The sequence below is a fragment of the Mariniphaga anaerophila genome (genome assembly GCF_900129025.1).
GTDB lineage: Bacteria > Bacteroidota > Bacteroidia > Bacteroidales > Prolixibacteraceae > Mariniphaga > Mariniphaga anaerophila.
Window position 1 is genome coordinate 386,441 of sequence record NZ_FQUM01000002.1, and the last position, 25,366, is coordinate 411,806.

Consider the following 25,366-nt stretch of genomic DNA (forward strand, 5'->3'; position numbering starts at 1 on the left):
TATGCAATCTATGGCTAAAAACTTATCAAAAATGATTAGGTCAAAAATACCTATTCTACTCACTATAGGTATGGCACTTTTCGTGCTAAGTTGCCGCGATTATCTGGATAATAAATACGAAAGACCCGACTGGCTGGCCGGGAAAGTTTATTCGCAGATTCTGGAACACCCCGAATTGAGCACTTTCGCACAGTGTCTCGAACTGACCGGATACGATACCATTATTAATGTGTCAGGAAGTTATACGGTTTTCGCTCCTTCTAACGAAGCATTTGATAGTTGGTTTTCCAAAAATCCTGATTTTAGCCGCATCGATGATGTTCCTGCTGACGAACTTCAGGAACTGGTGAAATATCATATTGTTCAAAATGCCTGGTCGAAGCAGCAATTGCGGTCGCTCGATGTATTTGGCTGGATTGATACGCTCGATTTGAACAACAACAAACCGCGCGGATTTAAGCGGGAAACTCTTTTGAAAGATGATGACCGAAAATATGGATGGACACAAATAGGAGTGAGAAACAAGGCCCGGCCAATAATTATTGATACACTAAAAGCACCCATGGCCAGAAGGGTTATTACCGATTCGAGAAAATATGCTCCCGTGTTTTTCAGCGAATACCTTAATATTTACGATTTAAAGCGAGACGATTACCAGTTTTATTTTGACCGATCGTTTGACGGTGCTTCTGAGCTTTATTACGGAAATGCGAAAATTTCAAGCGCTGAAATATTTTCTGAAAATGGCTTTGTGTACATTGTAGACCAGGTGGTTGATCCGCTGAGAAATGCATATCAGATACTTGAGGAAGGGGATGGCAGCGAGAGTTACGCACAGTTTATGGACTTAGTTAATCACTTCCCGGCATTTTCGTACAACCAGGATGAAACCGATAAACAACCGGGAGCAAAAGAAGGGCTGGCTGTGGATTCTCTTTTTAACCTTACTTTCCCGGAACTTGCATTCAATCTTACCAGCGAGCGGACAAAAGCTCCGGCCGGAGTGGTTGGCCTCCCCGAAAATGTTACCTACCGTTATCATCATGGAATGGTTGCCCCAACCGATGATGCTTTTGACGAATTAATCGAAACTTACATTAAAATACCCAACGGCTGGGGAACGCTTGACGGTGCTCCCGATAACATCAAACGAATTATTGCCAACACGCATTTGTCAATTAATCCGGTTTATCCGTCTGATTTTTCCGCGGGATTTTACAACGGGGAGCTCGACCTGGTGAAGCTGGAGTCTTCCAATATTGTTCATAAAGAGTTTAGCAGCAACAGTACTTTTATAGGCCTCAGCAAAGCCATTGTTCCGAGGGCGTTTAGCAGCGTTACCGGGCCGGTTTATTTGCAGCAGGGTTTTCGAAATGTGATGGCTGCCATTGAACGTGCAGGTTTGTTGCCGGCGCTTAAAAGGCAGAATCGGGATTACATGTTTTTTGTAGAATCAGATGCAAATACGCGGGTCGATTCATCGTTGGTTTATAATGAATTAAACGAGGTTTTTTCAGTATTTCTAATTAGCCCGGGAACCACGCCGCAGCGTTTTACTCTATCGCAGAACGATCTCCGGATATTACTGATGAGTCACGTTGCAACGAAGCAACCCCGGGGGCTGGCGCGAAAAGAGTTTTTGCCGAATCTTGCAGGTAGTTATATTGTTGTCAACAACGAAACCGGAGAAGTATCGGGCACAGCGCCCACAACGCGCGGTTACAAAGGAACTTCAACTGTTGTGGAATTTCCCCGGATATTGAGCAGTACTGCCGATAACGGCATCACCTACGAAGTAAATAACTGGTTTAGTTTTTCGGTTACAAGTATTTATAATCGTATTCAGGGAAACTATCCGAAGTTTCATGCATTGTTGCAGCAGGCCGGGCTGGCGCTCGACAAACAATTCCGATATAGTTTTCTGTCTGATAATGAGTTTTACTCAATTTTTGTTCCGAGTGCCCAGGCTCTTGATGAACTTGACGTTTCTTCGCTAACCCAGGACGAGTTGCAGAAGTTGCTGATGCTTCATTTTGTACAGGGCGAACTCATTTTTACTGATGGCAGCTCATCTCCCGGATATTTCGAAACAACACGCGTCGATGAGAAATCAACATCGTTTTCCACCGTTTACACGCAGCTTTATGTAGAGCCGGGCATCGATTACATTCGCTTTAAAGATAAAACAGGGGCAACATACACGCAGGTGGAAGAGTCGGAAAAAACGAATTTGCTGACAGGTGTAAATCTTGGCGAAAGCAACGATGTTTTTAGCAACATATTTAACAACGCAGTAATTCACGAAATAGACCGGGTGTTAACGTTCGGCGATGTGGATACCCAATAAATCAGTCAAAGCAATTAGAATAAAACCTAAGGTTTGTGAACGAAATGAAAAGAATCAGAACTGTCCTAATTATTATAGTTGCACTTTCCGGTTGTTTTGCAACTCACGCCCAGGAGAAGATTATTCTTCGGGGTAGGGTGCTCGATAAAGGAGATAAAACAACTATTATTGGTGCCAATGTTGTGGAATACGACAGCGACGAAAGGGTAGTAAACGGAACCATTACGAACGTGAATGGCGACTTTGTTTTACAAATGGCTAATCCTGAAAATACGGTAAAGGTTAGCGTAATCGGATACAAAGCTCAGGAGATTGCAACAGAGCCGGGTAAAACAATTGTGGTTGAGCTTGAAACGGCAGATGTAGCTTTGGGCGAGGTTACGATTACTGCCGAGTCGCGTTCAACAGGCGGTTTAACAAATATTGAAGAGCGCGACCGTGCTTCTTCTTCTGTAAAAGTAGATTTGATGGACATGCAGGATGTTGGGGTACTTTCTGCCGCCGATGCCCTTCAGGGAAAAGTGAGCGGCCTCGATATTATTAGCGCTTCCGGAGACCCCGGCTCTGGTTCACAACTGGTAATACGCGGGTTGAGTTCCATGGGAAACAGCCAGCCTCTGATTGTTATTGATGGCATTCCACAGTTTCGTGTAACTACCGATTTCGACTTGAGCTCAGCCGACAGTGAAGATATCAGTAACCTTATTAATATTGCACTTCAGGACATCAAGTCCATCGAAGTGCTCAAAGATGCAGCTTCTACTGCTATTTACGGTTCGCGGGGCGCTGATGGTGTTTTGCTCATCGAAACCAAAAAAGGGAGAATGGGCAAGGTACAGTTCGATTATCAATACAAATATAACCTGAATGTGCAGCCGCCGGCTATTCCGATGTTGAACGGAGACGAGTATATTATGTTGCAGTTGGAAGAGTGGCACAACAGTCAGGGAGCTTTTGATATTCCTCCGGAGATTGCTTACGACCGCGATTACTCAGATTTTTACAACTACTCTGCAAATACCGACTGGCTAAAGGAAATTACGCAAAATGGTGCAACCCACGACCATTATTTCAGCATATCCGGAGGAGGTGAAAAAACAAGGTATTTTACTTCGTTTAGTTACGTCGACGAGGAAGGCACTACAATCAGTACTCGTTCCCGGAGGTTTTCATCGCGTGTAAACCTCGACTATTTTTTGTCCAGAAAACTGCTGTTTCAGATTAAGTTTAACTACATCAATAATTTTCGCGATAATAATGTCTCTATCCAGGGAAGTTACTGGCGCGCGCGCAATGTGCGGGAAATGGCCTACATAAAAGCGCCGAACATGAGCGTGTGGGAGCGCAATTACGAAGGGTATTACACGGGGGAATATTTTACGCCGATTAACAGCTACCAGGGCGATGGCGTCACCTATTTTAACCCGGTTGCAGTTGCCCTGCTTGGCATGAATGACCAGACTACTAATCGTTTGGAAAATACTTTTATGTTGCAATATCGAATTAACGATTGGCTGACTTTCCGTGAAACAATTTCTTTTCAGTACGAAGGTTCTAAGTCGAAAAACTACCTGCCATACAATGCAATTGGTGCCGACTGGCTTGCCTGGAATGTGAACAAGGCTGAAGAGAGCAATAACCTGAGCAACTCTATCCGTACCGAAACGCAGTTGGCATTTAGTTCGCCTTTTCAGAATGAAGACCACAGCCTTTCCGGGGCTTTGACCTGGCTGACCGACCAGTCGGGCTACGAGTGGATGAACCTGCAGGGAAACAAAACTCCAAGTGTGGATATAAAAGATCCGGCAATTGATCCACAGATTAACTGGATTGGTACCGGCTCTGGCGAAAACCGGCTGATTAGCGGTATGGGAAATATTAATTACAAATATTTGGATCGCTACCTTTTGCAAACCATTCTTCGTGCCGATGCCCACTCGTCGTTTGGGGTAAACAACCGCTGGGGCCTTTTTAAGGGGGTTTCTTTGGGATGGCGTTTTTCCAGCGAACCGTTTTTAAATGGTGCTGATTTTTTGGGCGAGAGCATGTTCCGTTTGAGTTGGGGTGTTTCTGGCCGCCAGCCGTCTGATGTGTATGCGCGTTTCGCTTCTTACGAATCAACCGGAACAGGTAGTTATATCCTGAATCCGGCCATCGCACCAACCAGCATTCAGTTGAATAACCTGAGGTGGGAAACCATTACTTCGTATAATGTGGGAATGGAAGTGAGCCTTTTTAACGAGCGGCTGTACGTTGAAGGCGATGTTTATCAGAAGGTTACGCAAGATATTTTGTTCGGCGGAACCAATGAATCCAGCTACTATCAAATCCCGACTTCTTCCGGCTATTCCGGCTTGAAGTACCTTAACGGTGGAGAGATGACAAACACCGGTTGGGAACTGATGATTGACGGTCGCCTGGTACGCACAAAGGATTTACTGGTTTCTGTCAATTTTAATGTCTCGCAGAATGTGAACAAGTTTAATAAATTACCGGAGAATTTTAATACCGAGCGCTCCACTTCAATCGGAAATGGCGAATATCCGCAGATTGTAATGGAGGGCGAACCCATCGGATCTTTCTTCGGGTTCAGATACCTGGGTGTTTGGGCAAGCGACGAAGATGCAGTAGCCCGCGACGCAGCAGGGGATATTTTGTTTGACGGCGACGGGAAACCGATTCCGCTGCAATACACCGATACTTATATTTTTAAAGGGGGTGATCCCATATACGAAGATGTAAACCATGACGGAAAAATAGATCTTAACGATGTTGTTTATATCGGCGATTCCAATCCGGATTTTATCGGAGGTTTTGGAACGAGTGTCCGTTATAAAAATTTCGATTTTTCCCTGGGTTTTCACTACCGCCTGGGTTTCGATATTATTAACGGCATTGCACTTCAAACCGAAGGAATGAACGACAGGAACAACCAGAGTAAAGCAACGCTTCGCCGCTGGCGTATCCAGGGACAGGACGAAGAAGGAATGCTGCCGCGCGCTTACATGAACCATCCGGCAAATAACCTGGGCTCAGATCGGTACGTGGAGAAAGGCGATTTTTTACGCTTGAACAATGTGAAAATTGGTTACGAACTCGGCAAAAATTTGTGCAGCAAGCTTGGCGTGCGCCGCGCTACATTTGCCCTGAGCGCCCGTAAACTAATAACTTTTACCAAATATACAGGCCAGGATCCTGAAATTGGACAGGATGCCAGCGACCCGTTTTGGATTGGTGTGGATGAGGCACGGACTCCTCCTCCTCAGGTTTATACATTCAGTATTGGTGTCGGATTTTAAAATTGAATGGTATGAAATCAAAAATGAAATATGTTGTCCTTACTTTATTAGTCTTTATGCAGTTTTCGTGTAACGACTGGTTGGAATTGATTCCGCCCAGCGGACTAATCAGGGACGAGTTTTGGAAGTCGAAGGAAGATGTGGAAGCTGTTTTAATGGCCAGCTACGAGTCGTTTGGGTCCATGGATCGTAACCTGTTTTTATATGGAGAATTACGCGCAGACCTGCTTCAGGGCGATGTCAACCAGTCGGACGATGAGCGGAATGTAATGGAGAGCAATATTTATCCGAGTAACTCCTTTGCCAGTTGGTCTAACCTTTACAAAGTAATTAACTACTGCAACGAGGTAATTAAAAATGCTCCGTTGGTGCAGGGAATCGATAATACTTTTACTGACTTCCAGTTGCGCAGCCTGGTGTCTGAAGCCGTTTTCCTGCGCAGTTTGGCCTACTTCTATCTTGTGCGTCTTTACCGGGATGTTCCTTTGGTGTTGGATCCGTCAGAAAGTGACGATACCGATTTTTATTTGCCGCAAACGCCTGAAGACGCAGTGCTTGAACAAATTGCCGGCGACCTGACAGCAAATCGTGATTTTGCGCCTACCGAGAGTTTCCCCACCATCGAAGAGAACAAGGGGCGAGCATCTAAAGCGGCATTTGATGCTTTGTTGGCAGAAATTGCCCTGTGGCGTTTTCAATACGAAGAGGCGTTGACTCACATTCAGAAGATTGAGCAGAATATTGAGTTTGAAATGATGCCCAGCTCACGGTGGTTCCAGATTTTTTACCCGGGTAATTCGCTGGAGAGTATTTTTGAGTTTCAGTTTGACGGAAACCGGAATCAGCGCAACAACACTTTTGGCCTGACAGAGCAAAATGCCTATCAGTACGATCCGAGCCAAGCGTCAGTTGAAATGTTCGGACGCGAGTTTTCAAAAGAAATTGTACGTGGTGAGGGCGCTACCATTGCAAAAATTGGCGACGATAATTATCTCATCTGGAAATATGTGGGGCAGTCGCCCGACGGGTTGTCGGTAAGAGCCGGAGCACAACAGTACAGTGCAAACTGGGTTGTTTACCGGCTGGCCGATGTGTTGCTCATGAAAGCGGAAGCGCTCTCACAACTCGATCGCTACAACGAAGCTTTAACCATTATCAATGAAATTCGTGAGCGTGCAAATGTTCAGCCCGTTTCCATCCCGTTTAACAAGGTCGCGTTTGAAGATGCCATTTTGGAAGAACGGGCGCTTGAACTTGCATACGAAGGGAAACGCTGGTTCGACCTGCTCCGCATGGGACGGCGCAACAACTTCAGCCGCAAAAGCAAACTGATTGAGATTATTGTAAGCAATGTTCCATCTACGCAAAAACGAATTTTATCGGCCAAACTTACCAACCCGTCCGGATGGTATCTGCCGATTCAGAAAGATGAAATAGAGCGTAACAGAAACCTGGTTCAAAACCCGTATTATGATTTTTAGTATGAAAAAGCTAATATATTTTTTGATTTTGGTGATTGCTGCCGGAACTTTTTCCTGCAACGATCCTGATTTGGAGGCTTCTTTTGAAGATCTGGAAAAGCTGACCATTTACGATTATCTGATGGAAAATGAAGAGGATTTTTCCAGCTTTATTTCTATTCTGGAAAAGGGCGGTGTGTTAAAAACATTAAGCGCTTATAATCCCAACGGAATAGGGTACACGCTTTTTGCTCCCAACAACGACGCAATTAATCAGTTTGTAACCGAATCAGATCAGTTTTCGTCGGTTAACGATATTCTAAGCGATGAATCTTATGCTGCTACGTTCAGTCGTTATCATATTGTAAACGAAGGTGTTCATTCCAACGAGTTTCCGTTTGGTGCATTTTCTGAACAAACACTTTCCGGCGATTACCTCACCGTTAGTTTTGTTATTGAAGCCGATACCTCTTACTATAAAATTAATAACCAGGCTGCTGTAAATAAACCAAACATAGAAACCTCCAACGGGTATGTGCACCACCTTGAAGTTGCGCTAATTCCAATCACTTTTACAAGTTACCAGTGGCTGGAAAACAATGCTGCTTTTTCCATTTTTAAGCAGGCAATTGACTTAACCGGGCTAAAACCGTTGATTGACTTTAATACAAAAGAGGAAGAAACAAAACAGGCAGTAACTGTTTTGGCCGAGCCCGATTCCATTTACGAAAAGTTCGGTATTTTTTCGGTTGATGATTTGGCGGCAGTTGTTAGTCCCAATAATTCAGATTTTACCAATTCGGCAAACGGGTTGTACAATTTTGTAGCCTATCATTTTTTAACGGGCAGCTACTTTTTAGACGATTTTGTAGATGAAAACACCAACTACAACACCATGTCTGAAATTCCGCTTAACATTAACGGCTTGGGGATTGATATCGAAATTAATCCCGGAAAAGAAATGTTCGATACCATTGTTCACCAGGTGGGCGACACAACTTTTGTCGATTACGTGGGCGTTCTTTACGACGAAAGCAATGTGATTACCCAAAGCGGAGCCATTCATTTCATTAATCAGTTAATGAAACAACAGGCTCCGTCGAGAGCCAATCTTACTTACCAATTTTACGAAGAGCCTGTTATAATGGAATTCTACCAGGAAGGAGAAGGAAGCTTCCCCATTGAAGACCCCGAGTCGTTGACAAAAATAGAATATTCGGGTTCTGACCTTTCCTACGAAATTATTAAAGAAGATGGCGAAGAAATAACCAATGCTTGGAATAATGATTACCTGATTCTCGATGGCGATTTTACAATCTCTTACACCACTCCGCAAATTGTGGCCGGCAGGTACACCGTGTTTCTGGGGGCAGAGGCGTTTAACGACGAAAATGCGTTGGTGGAAGTGTTTATTGACGGGAAGAAAATTGGCGGGTTGATTGATTTAACCACGCTCGGAACTGAAGACAGCCCGTTCCAGCAAATCAAACTTGGGAATGTGGATTTTAAAAGCTATGCGCCCCATAAAATAGAAATCAGGCCTTTAATACCGGGTAGGTTTTTATGGGATTATATACGTTTTGAGATACCAAAATAAAAAATTGGAGAAAGATGAAATTGACTTCAGGTATATATGCGGTGATTTTCCTTTTGTTGCTCTTTTCGTGTACAAAAGAGTGGGAGGATCATTACGATGTTTATGGCGAAACCGTTGACCAGAATTTTTGGGAAGCCATGTCGGCTGACAACCGGGTTTCGGAATTTGTAAAAATTCTGAAGGAATTTAAATACGACACCCTGTTTCAGAGCGATATGCCATACACCGTATTTGCGCCGTCAAATAGTGCATTGTCTCAGTTTGCAGGCGAAGGAAGCATCGATACTACTTTGTTGAACTATCATATTGCAACGCATTTTATTCAGTCCGGAAGCATTCCCGCTAAACGAAAAGTACAAACACTGTCAAGAAAATATGCCTTGTTTGCAAGGGATGGCAATAAAGTGACTCTGGATGGTATTGCGTTAACACAGGAAAGTCCGTTGTACCGGAACGGAAAATATTTTGTGCTCGACGAAGTTGCCAAACCACTGGCAAATCTCTACGAATATTTTGTAGTAAACAACCCTGTTTTAAGAGATTATATCGATGGACAGGATTCCATTATTCTTGACCGTGAACGAAGCAAACCCATCGGTTTTGATGAAAATGGAAACACCATTTACGATTCGGTAAAAATTGTATACAACAAGTTTGAAGCGAAATATTTTCCGGTGAGCGAGGAGTTGAGAAACTATTCGGCGACCATTGTTTTTCCCAAAAAAGATGATTATGAAAGTGCCCTGACGGATATGGCGCTGGCAATGAATATTCCGTCTTATAACGATTACAGCGACATTCCTATTGAATGGCAGGAAGATGTTTTGCTGCCGCATTTGCTGGATCAGGGCGTTTTTCTGAACATGCTGGAACCCGAGGAATTTATCTGGAAAACGGAAGAAGATACACTTAAACTTCAAAATATTTTGGGCGACAGTATTCAGATTTTATATAAACCGATAGAAAAAACCATTTGCAGCAACGGTTACGCATACAATTACGAAAGCTTTGTAATTCCCGATTCTCTGTATTCCGGATCATCTAAATACGAAGCCGAGTGGCTGCTCGATGAAACAGGGATTAACCGTTATGCCTGGTACGACTTTGTGAAAGTCAGCAGCTCGGCAACCTATTCTCCGTTGCAGGAATACATCAGTACCGCGTCAAACGACAGCATCATCCGGATATTGTTTACCAAAGGCTACCAGGGAACTTACTCTGTAGAATTTTTAACGAAAAGCGTTTTCCCGAGAAAATACGCCATGGAAGTGGCCACGCACATGGATGTGGGAGGTGTTTACGATATTTATGTAAACGACGAGCTGGTTAAAACTTTTGATTATTACGATTTTATAAGGTATCGCGGAGTTATTCCGAGTGTTATTCCCGGTAAAAGGTACATTCCCAAAGGCCGGTTCAACAGTTTCGATATGGTTGTTGACAACATTCCGGAGTACAGCAGGGTGAAAGTCAAAATTGTGTACAAAGGCCCGAGTAGCGGATTATCATCCAACGGGCTTGTTTTGGATTACATTGATTTTATCCCGTTTAATTGAATTGAAAACAGATGACGATAAAAAAAGGAGCAAGGATTTTTGTGGTAACAGTTAGTATGTAAGATGAAAAATAGTTTCAACATAACATCTTTTTATTGCAACAATAAATTGTTTGTAATGAACCGGAAAAAACCAGACAGTAGAGCCGTCCTCTTTTCGCGGAATGTATTCTCCCCGGGGTTGGCTATCTGCAATAAGCAAAAATACAGCATGAATAACCAGGCATTTTTCACAAAAATTTTGCACGTGCTATTTTGGGGCGCAGTGCTGTTTTTATGGGGATTTAATTCTGCCCGGGCTCAGGATACACTTCAGGTTCGGGGCAAGGTTTTGAACGAAAACAGTCAGCCTGTATCAAACGTGGCCGTGGGAGTGGAAGGTTCGTTTGAATTGCCTGCTGTAACAAATGCTGCCGGAGAATTTACCATTAACGTGTTGCTCGGTAACGAGTGGTTAAACATTTCGCCATCGAGCGGATACAAAGAAAAAAGGGTTTTCCTGAACGACCGGACTGAGATTACCATTTACCTGACCAGCTCCGATATATCGGCCGGAGATGATCCCATTGCCGTGCTTAATCAAACACGCCTCAAAAGAAATATGATTTCTACATTTTCGGTTTTGAATACTGACCAGATAAAACAAACACCGGCATTAACTGTCGAGCAGTTTATGCAGGGGCGTGTTTCCGGGTTGTATGTAATTAACCGGACCGGCGATCCGGCCGGCGGGGCAGCCACCTTTTTGCGCGGGGTAAATTCGTTGAATGCTTCCAACGAGCCGTTTTATGTGGTGGACGGTATTCCGGTTTCGTCAATGGGAGTGTTTAACTCAATCCTCGACGGTTTTTCGTACAACTCGCTGCTGTCACTTAATAACCTCGATATTTCGAAAGTAACCGTAATTAAAGATCCACTTTTGCTTGCAGCCTACGGCTCGAAAGCTTCTAACGGGTTGGTGATAATTGAAACACTCGACCCCAGCGCTACTCAAACAGTAATAGATCTCGATTTACGAAGTGGTTATTCGCTGGCTCCATCAAACCAGATTCCGCAGTTGAGTGCAGGCCAGCACAAAACACTGGCAAGCGAAGTGCTTTTCTCGTCGGGCAAGCAGGAAGAGTGGATTCGGGAAGAGTACCCTAACCTGTTTTTAACGCCTAGAAGTGAGCGGTGGAAAGATTATCAGCACAACACAAAATGGCAGGACATTATTTTTAACAACGCCTTTTTTTCAAATCTGAATGTGAATGTTAAGGGCGGTGACGAAATTGCGCGGTACGGCCTTTCGTTTGGGTACATGAATGCGGACGGAATAATTCGAAACACCGGGTATGACGGTTACAATCTCCGCTTTGTCAGCCGCTTGAATATTTTTCAATGGTTAAAAATGAATGCCGGCGTTTCCATGAGTTATAACCTGTCGCAACTGAAAGAGTCTGGAAAACTGTCGGCAACTAATCCCATTCTTACGAGCCTTGGAAAATCGCCGATGCTGAATCCTTTTCGATACGACGAAGAAGGACGGGAGCTGAATACGCTGGCGCCGGTGGATGAGTTGGGAGTAAGTAACCCGCAGGCAGTAATCGATAATTACGAAGCCAAAAATAGTAATTTTCATTTTATTTCAACATTGGGGTTCGAAGCAGATTTGAAAGAGAACCTGGTAATTAATACCAATTTCGGATTGACCTACAATGTGTTGAAAGAATTGATTTTTATGCCAAATCAGGGAATGGAGCTTTATTATAATCGCGAAGCAATTAATGTGTCCAAAGGCTCGAATAACAGCTTATCGTCATTTTACAACAACACCTACCTGAAGTTTGAAAAACAGATTGGAAACGATCATCACATCACCTCAAATACCGGGGTTAACTTAATGACAAACGATTATGAATACGATTGGGGTTTGACAAAAAATGCGCACGAAAACGACCAGTACCGCATGTTACAGGACGGAACCAACAGTTTGCGCGAAATTGGAGGAGCCAATCGAAACTGGACCTGGCTGTCGTTTTACGAGAATGCAACTTACAGCTATAAAGACAGGTATTTGGCTTCTGTTACTTTGTCGCTCGATGGTTCTTCCAGAGTTGGCGACAATGCTGCAAATACAATAAAAATTGGAGGCGTGCCTTTCGGGCTTTTTTACGCAGGAGGGCTTGCCTGGCGACTTTCCGGAGAGCCTTTTATGAATCACCTTGCCTGGCTCGAAGAGATGAAATTCAGGGTTTCCTACGGAAGAACAGGAAACGATGATATTGGTGAGGCAAATGCCACCAATTATTACAATGCCGTTAAATTCCGCGAAACCGTGGGCTTGTTCCCGGCACTGATTCCCAACGACGAGCTGACTTATGAAACTGTTGAGCAGTTAAATGGCGGGTTCGACCTCGCATTGTGGGGAAACAGAGTGGCTGCCAGCATCGATGTGTATCAGTCTACAACTGAAAATATGTTGATTTATAATCCGCTTAAAGCCTATTTTGGTTACGATTTTAGGCCGGAAAACGGAGGAAAGATGCAAAATAACGGCATTGACCTCAGCTTGTTTTTCCGGATTGTTGACCGCCCGTCGTTTAAATGGGATGTTCAGGCATCGGTTTCAACCGTAAAAAATCAAGTGCTCGAAATGAAAGGCGGTAAACTTGTTACGGAAATGGAAGGGTTGGAAATTGTAAATATGCCCGGCGAGCAGGCAAACAGCTTTTACGGATTTGTTTTCGAAGGTGTTTACGCATCTAACCAGGAAGCCCTGGATGCCGGGCTGGTAAACGAGCGGTTAATTGCCTACCAGGGCGGTGATGCAAAGTTTGCCGATTTGTCGGGGCCAAACGGAACCCCTGATGGTATTATTAACGATTACGATAAAACCGTTTTGGGAGCTTCTTTGCCGGAGCAGTTTGGCGGAATAAGCAACACTTTTACCTATAAACGGTGGGGATTAAATACGTTCCTGCAGTTTGTGAAGGGAAACGAGGTGTATAATTACATCAGGTACAAAAATGAAAGTATGAGCGGACTGGAGAACCAAAGCACCAATGTTTTGAACAGGTGGCAATACGACGGACAGGAAACCGGCGTGCCACGGGCATTGTGGCAGGATCCAATTGGAAACAGTTCATTCTCTTCGCGCTGGATTGAAGATGGTTCCTATTTCAGGTTGAAAAATATTTCTTTGACGTACACCATTCCAAACGAATTTTTGGCATTCAGAAATGCGCAGTTTTATCTGTCGGCCAGTAATGTGCTCACCGTTTCGAAATACCTTGGGTACGATCCGGAATTTGCTTACTCGTTTGCGCAAATGGAGCAGGGAATCGACTATGGATTAACGCCACAGCCACGGCAATTTATCGTTGGTGTTAAATTGGGTTTATAAACTTTTATTTAGTTGAAGTATGAAAAAAATGGGAAAATATACCAGGGGCATTCTTTTGATATTTGTCGTTCTGTTGGGTGTTTCATCGTGTAAAGATTTTTTAAACCCCGAGCAGGAAATAAATATTACTGAAGATAAGCTTTTTGATGACTGGTATGAATACCGTTCCATTGAAATGGGACTTTACGGACTTCAGCAAAAGCTTGTTGAACAGCTGGTTATTCTGGGAGAACTGCGAGGCGACCTGCTTACCATAACCGAAAATGCTGATGCGGATATGATCGAGATTTATAATTTCAATGTTTCAAAAGAAAACAAGTATGCTTCTCCAACCAATTTTTTCAAATTGATTTCTGCCTGCAACAATTTTATCAAGGTGCTCGAACGGGAATATCCGGAGGTAACGAATTCGGCAAGCCCGGTAACCAACTACGATCGGCTTTATGGCGAAGCGCTCTGCATGAGGGCGTGGGCGTATTTCAATGCTGTTCGCATTTACGGCAAAGTGCCTTTTATTTACGAATCGCTTACCACCATAGAAGAGGTGGAGAGCTTTTTGGCATCCACCACACCTTATGTCGATAGTGTGGACATCAGGTTTTCTCGTGACGGTTATTACAACGACACCATTTTTAATAATCCAATTACCCTTGAAAAACAGTATTACGACAAAGAACTTATTATCGATTATTTTACCAACGAATTGGTTGCCAAAGTAAAGGCAGTTGGGGTAAATCATGCCATCGATAACAACGACAACACCTGGGAAGTGTCTATCTGGAATACGCATGCCATGAATGCTTTGCTGGGGCAAATGTACCTTACACAGGGCGATTTGGTTAACGCTGCCGGCTATTTTCAGAAAATTACTAACCTGGTAACAGATAATTTTCGTTATCAGTTAGATAACTCTTTTTCAGGAGGAAACTGGCAAAACATTTTTGTAAATATTGATAACCGGGAACATATTTTTACGTTGTGGTTTAACAAAGCTAACTTTCAGCAAAATAGTTTTCAAATGATGTTTGACTCCCGGGAACCCAATAAATACATGTTAAAGCCAACCCGGGCTGCCGTTTTGAAATGGGAAACCATTTGGGACAATTATACATTAATAGAAAATACAGCCATCCCATCGCGCACACGAATAGATGTGCGAGGCACTCCGGGCGACTTTTCGCGCGGTTACGGGGTTTCTTATGCATACACCGTAAATGGGCAGGCTGTATCTCCGGCACTTATACAAAGCATGCTTTACCTGAAGGCTGAAGATGATTTTAGAACGGCTGAATTACTAACTGCAGATGCAGATACCGTAGTCTGGAAGTATTCGTTTTACAAAAATATTTTTGACCAGGATGCTGATTTTATTGTTTACCGCGCTGCCGGAATTCATCTGTGGCTGGCCGAAGTATATGTTTGGTGGGCGTTTGACCGTGGCAATACGGTGAGTACCTTTACTACCCGGGCGCTGGATATTGTAAACAACGGCGCTCATTATAATATTCAGACAAACCGCGACCAGCTTGGTGTGCGTGGGCGCGTCGGTTTTGGTGGAAATGTGGACGGAATTAAAGTTGGAAACATCAATTATATTCACGACCCTTTTAGCAACAAAGTAACAGATTATATTGATTTAACAGGCGATTTGGTGGGGAAACAGTTGTATCTGGAAGAACAAATTTTGGATGAACGCGCAAGGGAACTGGCCTTCGAAGGAGAACGATTTTACGATTTGATGCGTGTTGCCAGGCGCAGAAATGATCCTTCGTTTCTGGCTGAAAAGGTTTCCAGTAAATTTCAGGAAGGGAAAAGGGAAGAGATTTATACCCTTTTGTTGGACGAAAACAATTGGTACATTAACTATTTCGATTGATATTTGCTACCGGGAATTAAGAAGGTAAGAGTTTGATTTTTTGAAAGAGGCTGTCCATTTAATTTTTGGACAGCTTTTTTTATATCCTGATGTTGGTATCAATAATTGCACCTTCGGGTTTTTGGCGCATTCGTTTGGGTACACTTTGTATAATGGCGTTTTTAACCACAGAAATCTGCCGTTCCTTCGGGTTGTTACGGGTAGTAACCAGACTGATTTCGCGAACCGGAGTGGGGCCGGCCAGCTTTTTTACCAGTTCTTCCTGTTCCGACGGAATATTAATGGTGGCCAGTTCCGGAATAAATGTTATGCCATGCTTGTTTTCCACTATTCTTCTTAACGATTCGATGGAATTGCTTCTGTAAATCAGGCTCTGCGATTTTGCTTTTTGCAAATTTACCTGGCAAATAGAATTCACCTGATTCTGAAAACAGTTGCCTTCTTCCAGGTACCAAATGTCTTCTTCCGGGATGTCCGTCATGTTCAGTTCTCTCTTTTTAAATTGGGGGTGTTTCTCCGAAACGTAGGCATAAAACTTCTCAAAAAACAGGCGTTCGAACTTTACGCCAACGGCAAAAACCGGGGTTGAAAGGATGCCGCAATCGAGGGTTCCCATTTTTATTTGCCGGATTATTTCTTCTGTTTTTTGTTCGGACACTTCCAACTGAAGATTGGGATAATCTGCGTTCAGATTATCGGTGAACAATGAAACGAGGTAAGGCGCCAACGTCGGGATTATTCCCACCTTCAGGTATCCTTTAACTTCTTCGCCCATTTCAAAAGAAACCTGTTTCAGTTCATTCATCAATTTCAAAATTTCAATCGTCTTTTCATAAAAGGTTTCTCCTTCGGGAGTGAGTTGAATCGGCCTTTTCCTTCTGTCGAGCAATTTAAAATCCAATTTTTCTTCCAGCTTGGCAATTTGCAGGCTCAGCGCAGGCTGTGTGATTTTTAGCTTTTCTGCAGCCAGCGAAAAACTGCCATGGTGAACCAACGCTTTCAAATATTCCAGTTGAGTGAAATTCATTATTAGTTTGTTTTATGCGTCCATAAAAATAGTAAATAATTTTTATGATACATTTGTAGCAGATAAAAACAAAAAACCATTTAAAATTTAATAAGATGAAAACAAATAATTCACAATTAGCAGAGAGATTAAACGTGTTGTTGTCTGATTACCAGATTTTTTACCAGAACCTGAGAAACATGCACTGGAATGTAAAAGGCAGTCAGTTTTTTATGCTTCACGAAAAGTACGAAGAGTTGTATAACGAAGCAGCAGCAACCGTAGATGAAATTGCCGAGCGTATTTTAATGATTGGCGGAAAACCGCTTCACACTTTTGCCGATTATTTAAAAACTGCCGGGTTGAAAGAAGCCGGTTATGTATCGGATGGTAAAGAAGGAATCGAACTTGTTCTGGAAAACAGTCGGTACTTGCTGAAAAGCTTTAAAGAAATTCTTGAGCTCGCAGAAGGAGATGAAGGCACTTCGGCACTCATGAGCGATTTAATTGGCTCAACTGAAAAACGTATCTGGATGTTGGGCTCGTGCCTCGGATAATATGTAATAGCATGACAATTTGCAAGGCTGTCTCAATTTTTGGGGCAGCTTTTTTTTGCTTTTTTTTGAAAGTTCAACTTAAAAAGAGGTCGAAAAAGAACACGCGAATTAAAATGCCCACTTCAATCTTCCATACAGCGCCTTTCCCAATTCTCCGTATTCCGTTCCTTCTTTCCCCAGAAATAGCTGGCTGGTGAGCATTAATTCCAGGTTATTCCCCAGCGAGTAGGTAAGCGAAGGACTCATAAACGACGAACCGTCAAACGGATTTAACATGCCGGCGAAACCGCCCGAAAACAGCGGCGTAAAAGGGTAGGAGAGTTGTCCGAATACATTACAACGACCGAGCGAAAGCATTTTTGCCGAAATGTCAAGGTCGAAAAAACTGCGCCCACCGGCATTTCCGGTTACACCCAGGCTATTGTACAACACAGCAGCGTGGGCGTATAAACTGTTTTTAAACGTATAATCGCCCGAAACAGCCGCTACCAAAGCTTCCTGACTGTCGCTGTTTTTTGGAATAAACCACGAGAGTTCTCCCCTGAAACCACCGCCTTTGATATCTCCCATCCATCCACCGCCAATAACGTAGTCTTTGGGCATCCATCCACCAATAAACTGAAAGTCGTATTTGAATTTTGAAAAACGGTATCTCCCGGCAAACGTGGACTGTGTTTCATCTTTAGGATTGTTCCGGTCTACTTTTAAAACCATTTCTGCCGAAGAAGTAACGCCTGTGTAATACATTACTTTTAGCGCATCGGAGCCGGGCCGCTCCTCGTAATCGAAATCGAAATAATCGAACGTGTTGAAAATATCGTTGGGATTCCACACCAGGTTGATTCCCCAGTTTACACGTTGCCGACCTGCAACAATCTGCCATTTCCCTTTGGTGAAATCCAGCCACGCCCGGTCAATCATCGAATGCAGGAACCACCCACTGCCCGACATAACCACTTCCGATAAATTGAAATATCCGGGGTCTGCATCAACAAAATTTTTATAAAGAGGGAATTTTCGCACCAGTTGTCCGCAGAATATTCGGTTTCTGGCTTCAATGCCAAGTGTAAGTTCATCTGTTGCGTACCATCTGAAATTAAGCCGGTTGTGGATGAGGTTGGAAGAGAGGTGGCTGACGTCGAGTCCTTCAATCGGCTTTCCTGTATTGTAATACATGTACATGTCTTTTACATAGCCATTTATCGTGACTTTTTCCAGTTGGGCACTCCCTTCAAACCAGAGCAGAAGGAAAAGCGGTAAAACGTATTTTAATCGGTTCATTTTTTAATTGTTTTTGAATCCTCCGGCAAAGTCCATTACGCTCATAATGCCGTATTCGGGATGGTCTCCGGTTGCTACCCCGACCATTCTGAAATCGGGGTTCAGAAAATTAATACGGTGGCCGCGGTTTCGCACTCCGTCGTCAATGAGCAGGTAAACCACAATTTGTTGTGCGGTAACTCCTCCGTAAGCAATATTCTCTGCAATGCGTACTTCCCATTTTCCGTAGCGTTCAATACGATCGCGCATGCTGCTTTTATCGCCGCCCACATGGCCGGTGCGACCGGATTTCGACTGGTCTTTTACATGGTCGCGGGCAGCCAGCGTAAGCCCCGGGCTGGGGTGGACAATTGAAAGTGGTTGTTGCCTTTTTAAATCGCGAACACATTCGTACAGCGCATTAACACCTTCTTTTGTGAGCAATGGTTTATCGCCGGGATAATAGAGCAGACGGCGATTGTAGCGTTTTGCCAGGGGCGAAATATAAGCTTCGGCGTAACCTTTCGGGTTTGTTCGCAGCTTATTAATTTCCAGAATAATTTCTTTCTCTAACGACGAAAGGTAACTTGCTTCGGCTGCTGTGTCAAGCGCAGATATTTCCCATTTGGGAGCTGTTTTTTCCACCGGTAAATTTGCAGAAATGGCTTGAAAAAGCAGGATGAATGTAATCGTTACCTTTGTTATCATGTAATTAGCTTTTTGTGATGTCGCTTTTTATTTTTCCGTCTTCCAGCGTAACCACACGCCTTGCCTTGTTAACCACGCGCTGGTCGTGCGTCGAAAATATAAACGTAATTTTTTCTTCTTTATTAAGTTGCTCCATAATATCCAACAGATTTTCTGTTGATTTGGAGTCGAGGTTGGCAGTTGGTTCATCGGCCAGCACAAATTTGGGTTTCGATGCCAGCGCTCTGGCAACAGCTACGCGCTGCTGCTGTCCTCCCGAAAGTTTCGATGGCCGGCGGTCCATCATTTCTCCCAATCCAACGGCTTTTAGTAACTCCGTTGCCCGGGCTTCGCGATGCTCTTTTTTTGCGCCCTGCAAGTGCATCACAAATTCTACATTTTCTTTTGCCGTAAAAACAGGAATCAGGTTGTAGGCCTGAAAAACAAAACCGATGTTATTCATTCTGAAATCGGTGAGTTTTCGGGATGAAAGCCGGTTGATTTCTACCCCGTTAATGGTAACCGTTCCTTCGGAGGCGTCATCCAACCCGCCGATAATATTCAGCAGCGTGGTTTTTCCCGATCCCGAAGGCCCGACAATAGCTGTAAATTCGCCTTCTTCGATGGATAAACTAACCCCGTTAACAGCATGTACCGGGATGGAATTGTCCTCGTATGTTTTCTTTAGATTTTTGATTTCTATTATTTTCATCTGTTTTAATTTTTTGTTTTTTCAGTTTTATTTTTTTTTATTCTGCCCGCGTTGCTTCTGCCGGGTTTAGTTTTAACGCTTTCCGGGCAGGCCACAGTGCCGAGAGTAATCCGGTTATTACCACCAGAATGGCGATGGTTACGAGGGTGTCGCCACGCAGCGAAGTGTAGATTTGTGATGCAAATCCGTAACTCTCCAGCCCTTCTGAAAACATGGTGAGGTTTATGGGGCGGGTTTCAAAGAATTTTGTAACCGCCGATCCGAGCAGAATTCCCAACGCGCCTCCGGTAACAGTAAGCATTACCGATTCGAGAATAATCATAAAAAATATCCTGCGCTTGTTCATTCCCACTGCCATTAGCATCCCGATTTCTTTTACCCGCTCCAGAACCGACATCAGCATGGTGTTGATAATTCCGAAACAGAGCGCCAGAAGAATAATCAGGATAAAAACATACATGTACTGGTCCATTGAATCGGTGAGTAGCGACATTTCAGGACTGAGCTCTTTCCAGGTTTGGACTTTGTATCCGGCGGCCAGCTTTTCGACCGAAGGTTTAACAGCGGTTGCTTCGTTTCCGTTGTCGAGCAAAACAGCAATTTCGTGAGCTGTGTTGTCTTCCATTCCCAGTTGCGCTTTTAAATCGTCGAATTTTACAAACAGCGTTGATTCGTCGTAGGCAGTATTGGTTGTGCGGTAAATTCCGCTCACGCGATATCCTTTCATGGAAAGGTCGCCGCTGCGATCAATCATTTGCACATTAATTCGTGTTCCTACTTTCAGCCGCAATCGTTTAGCCAGTTTTTCCCCGATAACTACGGGAGGCATCCGGCTTTCGTGTTCCAGATATTCCCCGTCGATTATCTTTTCCCAAATGTCTGTTACCTTTTTTTCCTGTTGGGGAACAACCCCAATTAGTTTGCCGCCGCCTGTTCCGTGTGCTGCCATAATAAAAGGCTCCGCAATCAACCGTTCGCTTGCTGCAACAACCGAATCGAGCGCCTCAATATTGCGAACCATTTCGTTGGCCTTTTCAATTTTTAATGCGATGTCGTTATTTGCCAGAAAATCTGGTGCATGAACCTGCAAATGTGCCAGTTCTGTTTTTGTGGCCGACTGAATTCGGGCATCAACCGCACCCTGCATAAAAGCCATGGTAAACACCCCGGCAAACAAACCGAGCGCAATGGCCGCTATCATAATAATGCTGCGAAGTTTATTGCGCCAAACGTTTCTCCATGCAATTGACCAAATCATATTTTAAAGTTTTAGTTGGAAGCCGGAAAACCTGAAGTAGTACTGCCTATTAACTTCTGCTTTATCCATGCTTTTTTGTTTTTATTCTTTGTTTTCAATACCTCGTCTTTATCAGATTTTTTGCAAAAACGAATGCTGTTTCAGGCTCTTAAAGCGGAGGTTATTTTCAATCGGAAAATGCTAATAACCGGGAAAATGGCAATAAAGAGGCTGATGAAGAATACCAGAATCATCTGGTTATAAAACAGCGAAGGCTGGATGGAGAAAAACATGAAAGGTTCCATCCCGTATTGTATGGTGGCAGTAGCCATTTCTCCGGTTAGCGGGATGGGATGGAAATAGAACCAGAGGCAAAACAGATAGCTCACAATCAGCCCCACACTGCACCCGATTATTCCGATAAAAAGTGTTTCGAATAAAACTACGACAGCCATTTTCCGTTTCCTCATTCCCACGGCATGAATAACTCCGAATTCGCGCCTGCGTTCTTTCACCATCATCATAATTACGCTAAACATACCAAAGGCAATTACAAGGTAAAGTATGCCCAGCATAATAATTCCGCTTCCTCTGTCGCTTTGTATCAGTTGCTCAATTTCTGGTTGCATCTCGGCCCAGGTGAGAACTGTATTTTTTGGAGAAAGTAAGTTTCCAATGTCTGTTTTCAGGTGATTTACCTGGTAGTGGTCACCTGTCATTACCACAAGTGCCGTGGATAATCCGTATGCCGAATAGAAATCCCGAGCCGCATTAATGTCCATAAGAACCAGCCGCTTGTCGAAATCCTGGTTGGGGTGCTTTATTATTCCTTTAACAGGAAACAGTCCGTTTGCACTAACTCCGTGGTACCCCTGCCCAATCATCACCAGGGTGTCGCCAACCGAAAGCCCGAGGAAGTTAGCCAGCTCTCTTCCCAAAACCACGCTGTTGTCTCCGGTTTTAAGAAATTCGCCCTCTTTTATTTTTTTTGAAATTGCAGTAATCTGGTCTTCTGCTTCGGGCTCAATGCCAAGTACCATAGCGGGTTTACTGTGTTGGTGATTGGCAGCAAGAGCAAACGATTCCAGCCGATCCGAAACAAGGGTAACATCTTTTATCCCTTTTATTTGCTGCTTGAGTTCGGGCGGAACTTCCATGCTGTTTTCAAGCGTCCGCTCTTCCCAGTACGCGGTGTCCTGCACCTGTAAATAGCCCGAGTAGAATTTTACTACGTTTCCGATCATGCTGTCGTAAGACCCTTCCTGCATCGAACGCATCCAGGAAGCCAGCAGCACACTGAAAATAATGGATGAGATAGCAATGAGTGTTCGTCTTTTATTTCTCCAGAGGTTTCTCCATGCCAGTTTGATGTCTGTTTTCATCCTTGTCAGCCGTTTGTTATTTATTTGTACTTACAAAATCGACAATTTAACCGGGCGCAATTACCTCACCCTTCTCATGTTTTGCTGCGAAAAGAAAGATTCGTCCTGAGCGACATTGAACTTAATTTCGTCGAAAATCAGAGTGGTCTTGTGTCCGTCTTTGTCTGCCGGAATCATTTCAAGCCGGGTTGGCATTTCCCGGTCGTCCATTTTTTTGATGTCCGACAGAATCTCAATATTGACCAACTTTTCGTCTTCATCGTAGTATTCAGCTCTTAGCCAGTGGTATTCTTTTTTTGAAACCCACATCAATATTTTCCCCCAAACCACCGGTGCATCGGGTTTTGGAATGAGCTCAACTTTGTAGCAGTTGTACCCTTCTATGGTTTCTTCTCCCAACAATTTGTGGTTGTAGTCTTTCTCCAGCGAAGATTCCCGAACCAGGTCGTCGTTGGTAAAATCAGACCCCATCCACGATTGCATCATCATTGATGGCGGAATTTTTATCATTCGTTCAATGGTGGGCACCCAGTTCCACATTTCGTTTTCCCGTTTCAGAAAAACCTGTCCTTTTTCTTTGGCCGGAGCAGTAATGTAGATTAGTGAGTAATCATTGCCCAGCGTCCAGCTCTTCATTGAAATTTCACGACTCCAGTTCGGGCGCTCAATAATCATGGTCGTTTGGCCGCGGCTCGATTCGCCTCTGAGCTTTTCGTCGGCTTTTCTGATTATTTCTGCAATATCCTGGCTCAGCGCATTGAAGGTTAAAAAACTAAGGATGGAAAATGCGAAGATTGTTTTCATGAGATATTTTTTAAGTTGAAATTAACCTGAAACAGGCTTCTATTGTCTTGTCTTCAAGTTGTTTGAGCGAGAAAAAGTCCGGTGCAGAAATAACAATAAGCAATGCCCCCTTTACCAGCGAACTTATTACAAGTAAATCTCCCTCGGGATCTTTACTGCCCATTGAAGTGGTGAACCGATTAAGCATTTGCATTATTTTAGGAAATTTGTCTCCGTATTCATCCATTAATGAGTCGGTAAGGTTGGACTGCATTACAATGGCAGAATAGAGTTTCCAGAACCTTCGGTTTTCGCTTATTACATGAAAGCTTTTGCGGATAAACTGTTCAAATTCATCACGGGTTAAAATACCGTCGTGATTCAGGTCGAAATTGGAATAAATCGAGTCGAACCCTTCTTTTACTATTTCACTAAGAATTTCCTGTTTGCTTGCAAAGTAGTTGTACGCAAGTCCTTTGGATACTTTTGCCTGTTTGGCAACCTGGCTCATGGAAGTGGCGTGGAACCCTTTTTCTGCAAATAGTTCCAACGCCGTATCCAAAATTAATTGTTTTTTCTGTTTCCTTATTTTGTCAAATTGTTCCGGACTCCGAGGCATTATTTCAATTATTTAATTTTATTGACTGAACGGTTGGTCAAAGTTAAGACGCTTTTATAAAAAAGCTTCAATTTGTGTGTTAAAAAAATGTTAACTATGAATGACTGGTCAGTCAAACTTTTAGAACGGTGAGTTTACAAAAATTAGCGTAAAGCATTTCCGATTGATTTTCAGAACTTCTATATTTACGTTTTTCTATTACTTAAATCAATTTAACGATATTATGAATTCTGACAGAAGAAGATTTATAAGAAATTCAGCACTGGCTACTGCTGCTATTAGTACTTTCCCTACAATTATGAATGCTTGTGCCTCTCCGGCAGAGACGGTGCGAGTTGGATTAATCGGATGCAGAAGTATGGGATTTAGTGATTTGAAGAGTTTTTTGAAGGAAGGAAACAATGTGGATTGTGTGGCTCTTTGTGATGTGGATTCGAAAATTTTGGAATCCAGAGCCGCCGATGTGGAGAAGATGACCAATAAAAAGCCGGTTTTGTATGCTGACTTCAGAGAGATGCTCGATAGCCCCGATGTTGATGCGGTGATTGTGGGTACTCCCGACCACTGGCATGCTGACATGATGATAATGGCGCTGCAGGCCGGGAAACACGTGTATGTTGAAAAGCCTATGGGGCACAGCATTGAAGAGTGTAATGCCATGGTAAAAGCGGGCTCGAAATATCCGAAGTTGGCTGTTCAGGTGGGTATGTGGCAACGCAGTTCAAAACATTGGTTCGAAGCTTCAGATGTTGTTAAATCAGGAGTATTGGGAGATGTTCATCTTGTAAAAGCATGGATTTACAAAGGCTACGACGAGCCTTACCCGTCTCTGCCCGATTCAGAAGCTCCATCTTATGTAGATTACGATATGTGGTTAGGGCCGGCGCCAAAACGTCCGTTTAACCCCAACCGTTTTCATTATAATTTTCGCTGGTGGTGGGATTATGCTGGCGGCGCAATGACAGACTGGGGCGTGCATCTTTTGGATTTTGCAATGTATGCCATGGATGCAGATATGCCTCAGAAGATTGCTCCCGGCGGCGGAATTTTTTACCATGAACCCGGAGCTATTGAAACACCTGATATTCAGCAGGCCATTTACGGATATCCGAAGCATACCATGATTTGGGAATGTGGCTTGAATCCCGGAATGGGGCCTTACAGAAAAGGGCACGGGGTTGCATTTGTCGGTCAAAAAGGAACTTTGGTTGTCGATCGGAGTGGATACGAGTTAATTCCGGATAGAAGTGATGCGAAAAAAGGACCGTTTTTCGAAGGTTCAAAACAAGCAAATTACGGAGATGGGCTGGATGAGCATGTACAAAACTTTTTGAAATGTATTCGTGAAGGCGGTACACCAAATGCATCGGTGGAAATTGGAGCAAAAACAGCAATTGTTTCTGAAATGGGGAATATCGCTTATCGTGTTGGCGAAGTTATTCATTGGGATAATGAAAACAAGAAATTTAAGGAAGCAGCAGCTGATAATCTTACACGGTTGAATTACAACGAAAAATGGAAGCTCCCGGTTGTTTAGCTGAATTTGATTACGATATATTAAATGCGGGCAGGAAGATTTTTTCTGCCCGCATTCATTTTGGCCG

Annotated in this window: 17 protein-coding genes; 9 read left to right on the forward strand and 8 right to left on the reverse strand. The window is 43.6% G+C overall.

Annotation, left to right across the window (positions count from 1 at the left end; all coding sequences use genetic code 11):
• Window positions 1-31 precede the first annotated feature (31 nt).
• The 7 genes from BUB08_RS04760 to BUB08_RS04790 all read left to right on the forward strand — a co-directional run bounded on the left by BUB08_RS04760 (window position 32) and on the right by BUB08_RS04790 (window position 15,519).
• Entirely contained in the window at window positions 32-2,347 is a 2,316-nt protein-coding gene (locus tag BUB08_RS04760) for a fasciclin domain-containing protein (RefSeq protein ID WP_175549947.1), read from the forward strand.
• A gap of 44 nt (window positions 2,348-2,391) precedes the next feature.
• Window positions 2,392-5,646 (forward strand): SusC/RagA family TonB-linked outer membrane protein, encoded by a 3,255-nt coding sequence (locus tag BUB08_RS04765; RefSeq protein ID WP_072999408.1) that lies wholly within the window; start codon window positions 2,392-2,394, stop codon window positions 5,644-5,646.
• A gap of 11 nt (window positions 5,647-5,657) precedes the next feature.
• The gene (locus tag BUB08_RS04770; RefSeq protein WP_083570589.1) at window positions 5,658-7,127 is read left to right on the forward strand and encodes a RagB/SusD family nutrient uptake outer membrane protein; all 1,470 of its coding nucleotides are present in this window, start codon (window positions 5,658-5,660) and stop codon (window positions 7,125-7,127) included.
• Between the two features lies 1 nt (window position 7,128).
• The gene (locus BUB08_RS04775) at window positions 7,129-8,703 is read left to right on the forward strand and encodes a fasciclin domain-containing protein (RefSeq protein ID WP_072999411.1); all 1,575 of its coding nucleotides are present in this window, start codon (window positions 7,129-7,131) and stop codon (window positions 8,701-8,703) included.
• A 14-nt stretch (window positions 8,704-8,717) separates the two neighbouring features.
• A complete protein-coding gene (locus tag BUB08_RS04780; protein WP_072999413.1) occupies window positions 8,718-10,259 on the forward strand; it encodes a fasciclin domain-containing protein in 1,542 nt (513 codons plus the stop codon).
• A 117-nt stretch (window positions 10,260-10,376) separates the two neighbouring features.
• Window positions 10,377-13,643 (forward strand): SusC/RagA family TonB-linked outer membrane protein, encoded by a 3,267-nt coding sequence (locus BUB08_RS04785; RefSeq protein WP_175549948.1) that lies wholly within the window; start codon window positions 10,377-10,379, stop codon window positions 13,641-13,643.
• 28 nt (window positions 13,644-13,671) lie between these two features.
• Entirely contained in the window at window positions 13,672-15,519 is a 1,848-nt protein-coding gene (locus tag BUB08_RS04790) for a RagB/SusD family nutrient uptake outer membrane protein (RefSeq protein ID WP_175549949.1), read from the forward strand.
• A gap of 79 nt (window positions 15,520-15,598) precedes the next feature.
• Here BUB08_RS04790 and BUB08_RS04795 read toward each other — a convergent pair whose 3' ends face one another.
• Window positions 15,599-16,546, reverse strand: coding sequence for a hydrogen peroxide-inducible genes activator (locus BUB08_RS04795; protein WP_072999418.1), 948 nt, complete (start codon window positions 16,544-16,546; stop codon window positions 15,599-15,601).
• A 95-nt stretch (window positions 16,547-16,641) separates the two neighbouring features.
• Between BUB08_RS04795 and BUB08_RS04800 the strand changes: the two genes are divergently transcribed.
• Window positions 16,642-17,082, forward strand: a complete 441-nt coding sequence (locus tag BUB08_RS04800; protein ID WP_175549950.1) for a Dps family protein — start codon at window positions 16,642-16,644, stop codon at window positions 17,080-17,082.
• Between the two features lie 108 nt (window positions 17,083-17,190).
• Here the strand turns inward: BUB08_RS04800 and BUB08_RS04805 are convergent, their stop codons facing one another.
• The 7 genes from BUB08_RS04805 to BUB08_RS04835 form a co-directional block, all read right to left on the reverse strand.
• Window positions 17,191-18,363 (reverse strand): hypothetical protein, encoded by a 1,173-nt coding sequence (locus tag BUB08_RS04805; protein WP_072999421.1) that lies wholly within the window; start codon window positions 18,361-18,363, stop codon window positions 17,191-17,193.
• Between the two features lie 3 nt (window positions 18,364-18,366).
• On the reverse strand, window positions 18,367-19,050 hold the full coding sequence (locus BUB08_RS04810) for a CAP domain-containing protein (RefSeq protein WP_072999423.1): 684 nt from the start codon (window positions 19,048-19,050) through the stop codon (window positions 18,367-18,369).
• Between the two features lie 4 nt (window positions 19,051-19,054).
• Window positions 19,055-19,741: an ABC transporter ATP-binding protein gene (locus BUB08_RS04815; protein ID WP_072999424.1), complete on the reverse strand. Its 687-nt coding sequence runs from the start codon at window positions 19,739-19,741 to the stop codon at window positions 19,055-19,057.
• 37 nt (window positions 19,742-19,778) lie between these two features.
• On the reverse strand, window positions 19,779-20,999 hold the full coding sequence (locus tag BUB08_RS04820; protein ID WP_072999426.1) for an ABC transporter permease: 1,221 nt from the start codon (window positions 20,997-20,999) through the stop codon (window positions 19,779-19,781).
• Window positions 21,000-21,139: 140 nt separating this feature from the next.
• Window positions 21,140-22,360: an ABC transporter permease gene (locus BUB08_RS04825; RefSeq protein ID WP_072999428.1), complete on the reverse strand. Its 1,221-nt coding sequence runs from the start codon at window positions 22,358-22,360 to the stop codon at window positions 21,140-21,142.
• A gap of 60 nt (window positions 22,361-22,420) precedes the next feature.
• Window positions 22,421-23,164: an outer membrane lipoprotein-sorting protein gene (locus BUB08_RS04830; RefSeq protein ID WP_072999430.1), complete on the reverse strand. Its 744-nt coding sequence runs from the start codon at window positions 23,162-23,164 to the stop codon at window positions 22,421-22,423.
• Between the two features lie 10 nt (window positions 23,165-23,174).
• Entirely contained in the window at window positions 23,175-23,762 is a 588-nt protein-coding gene (locus BUB08_RS04835) for a TetR/AcrR family transcriptional regulator (RefSeq protein WP_072999432.1), read from the reverse strand.
• Window positions 23,763-23,985: 223 nt separating this feature from the next.
• Here BUB08_RS04835 and BUB08_RS04840 point away from each other — a divergent pair, with 223 nt between their 5' ends.
• On the forward strand, window positions 23,986-25,299 hold the full coding sequence (locus BUB08_RS04840; protein WP_072999434.1) for a Gfo/Idh/MocA family protein: 1,314 nt from the start codon (window positions 23,986-23,988) through the stop codon (window positions 25,297-25,299).
• Window positions 25,300-25,366: the final 67 nt, after the last annotated feature.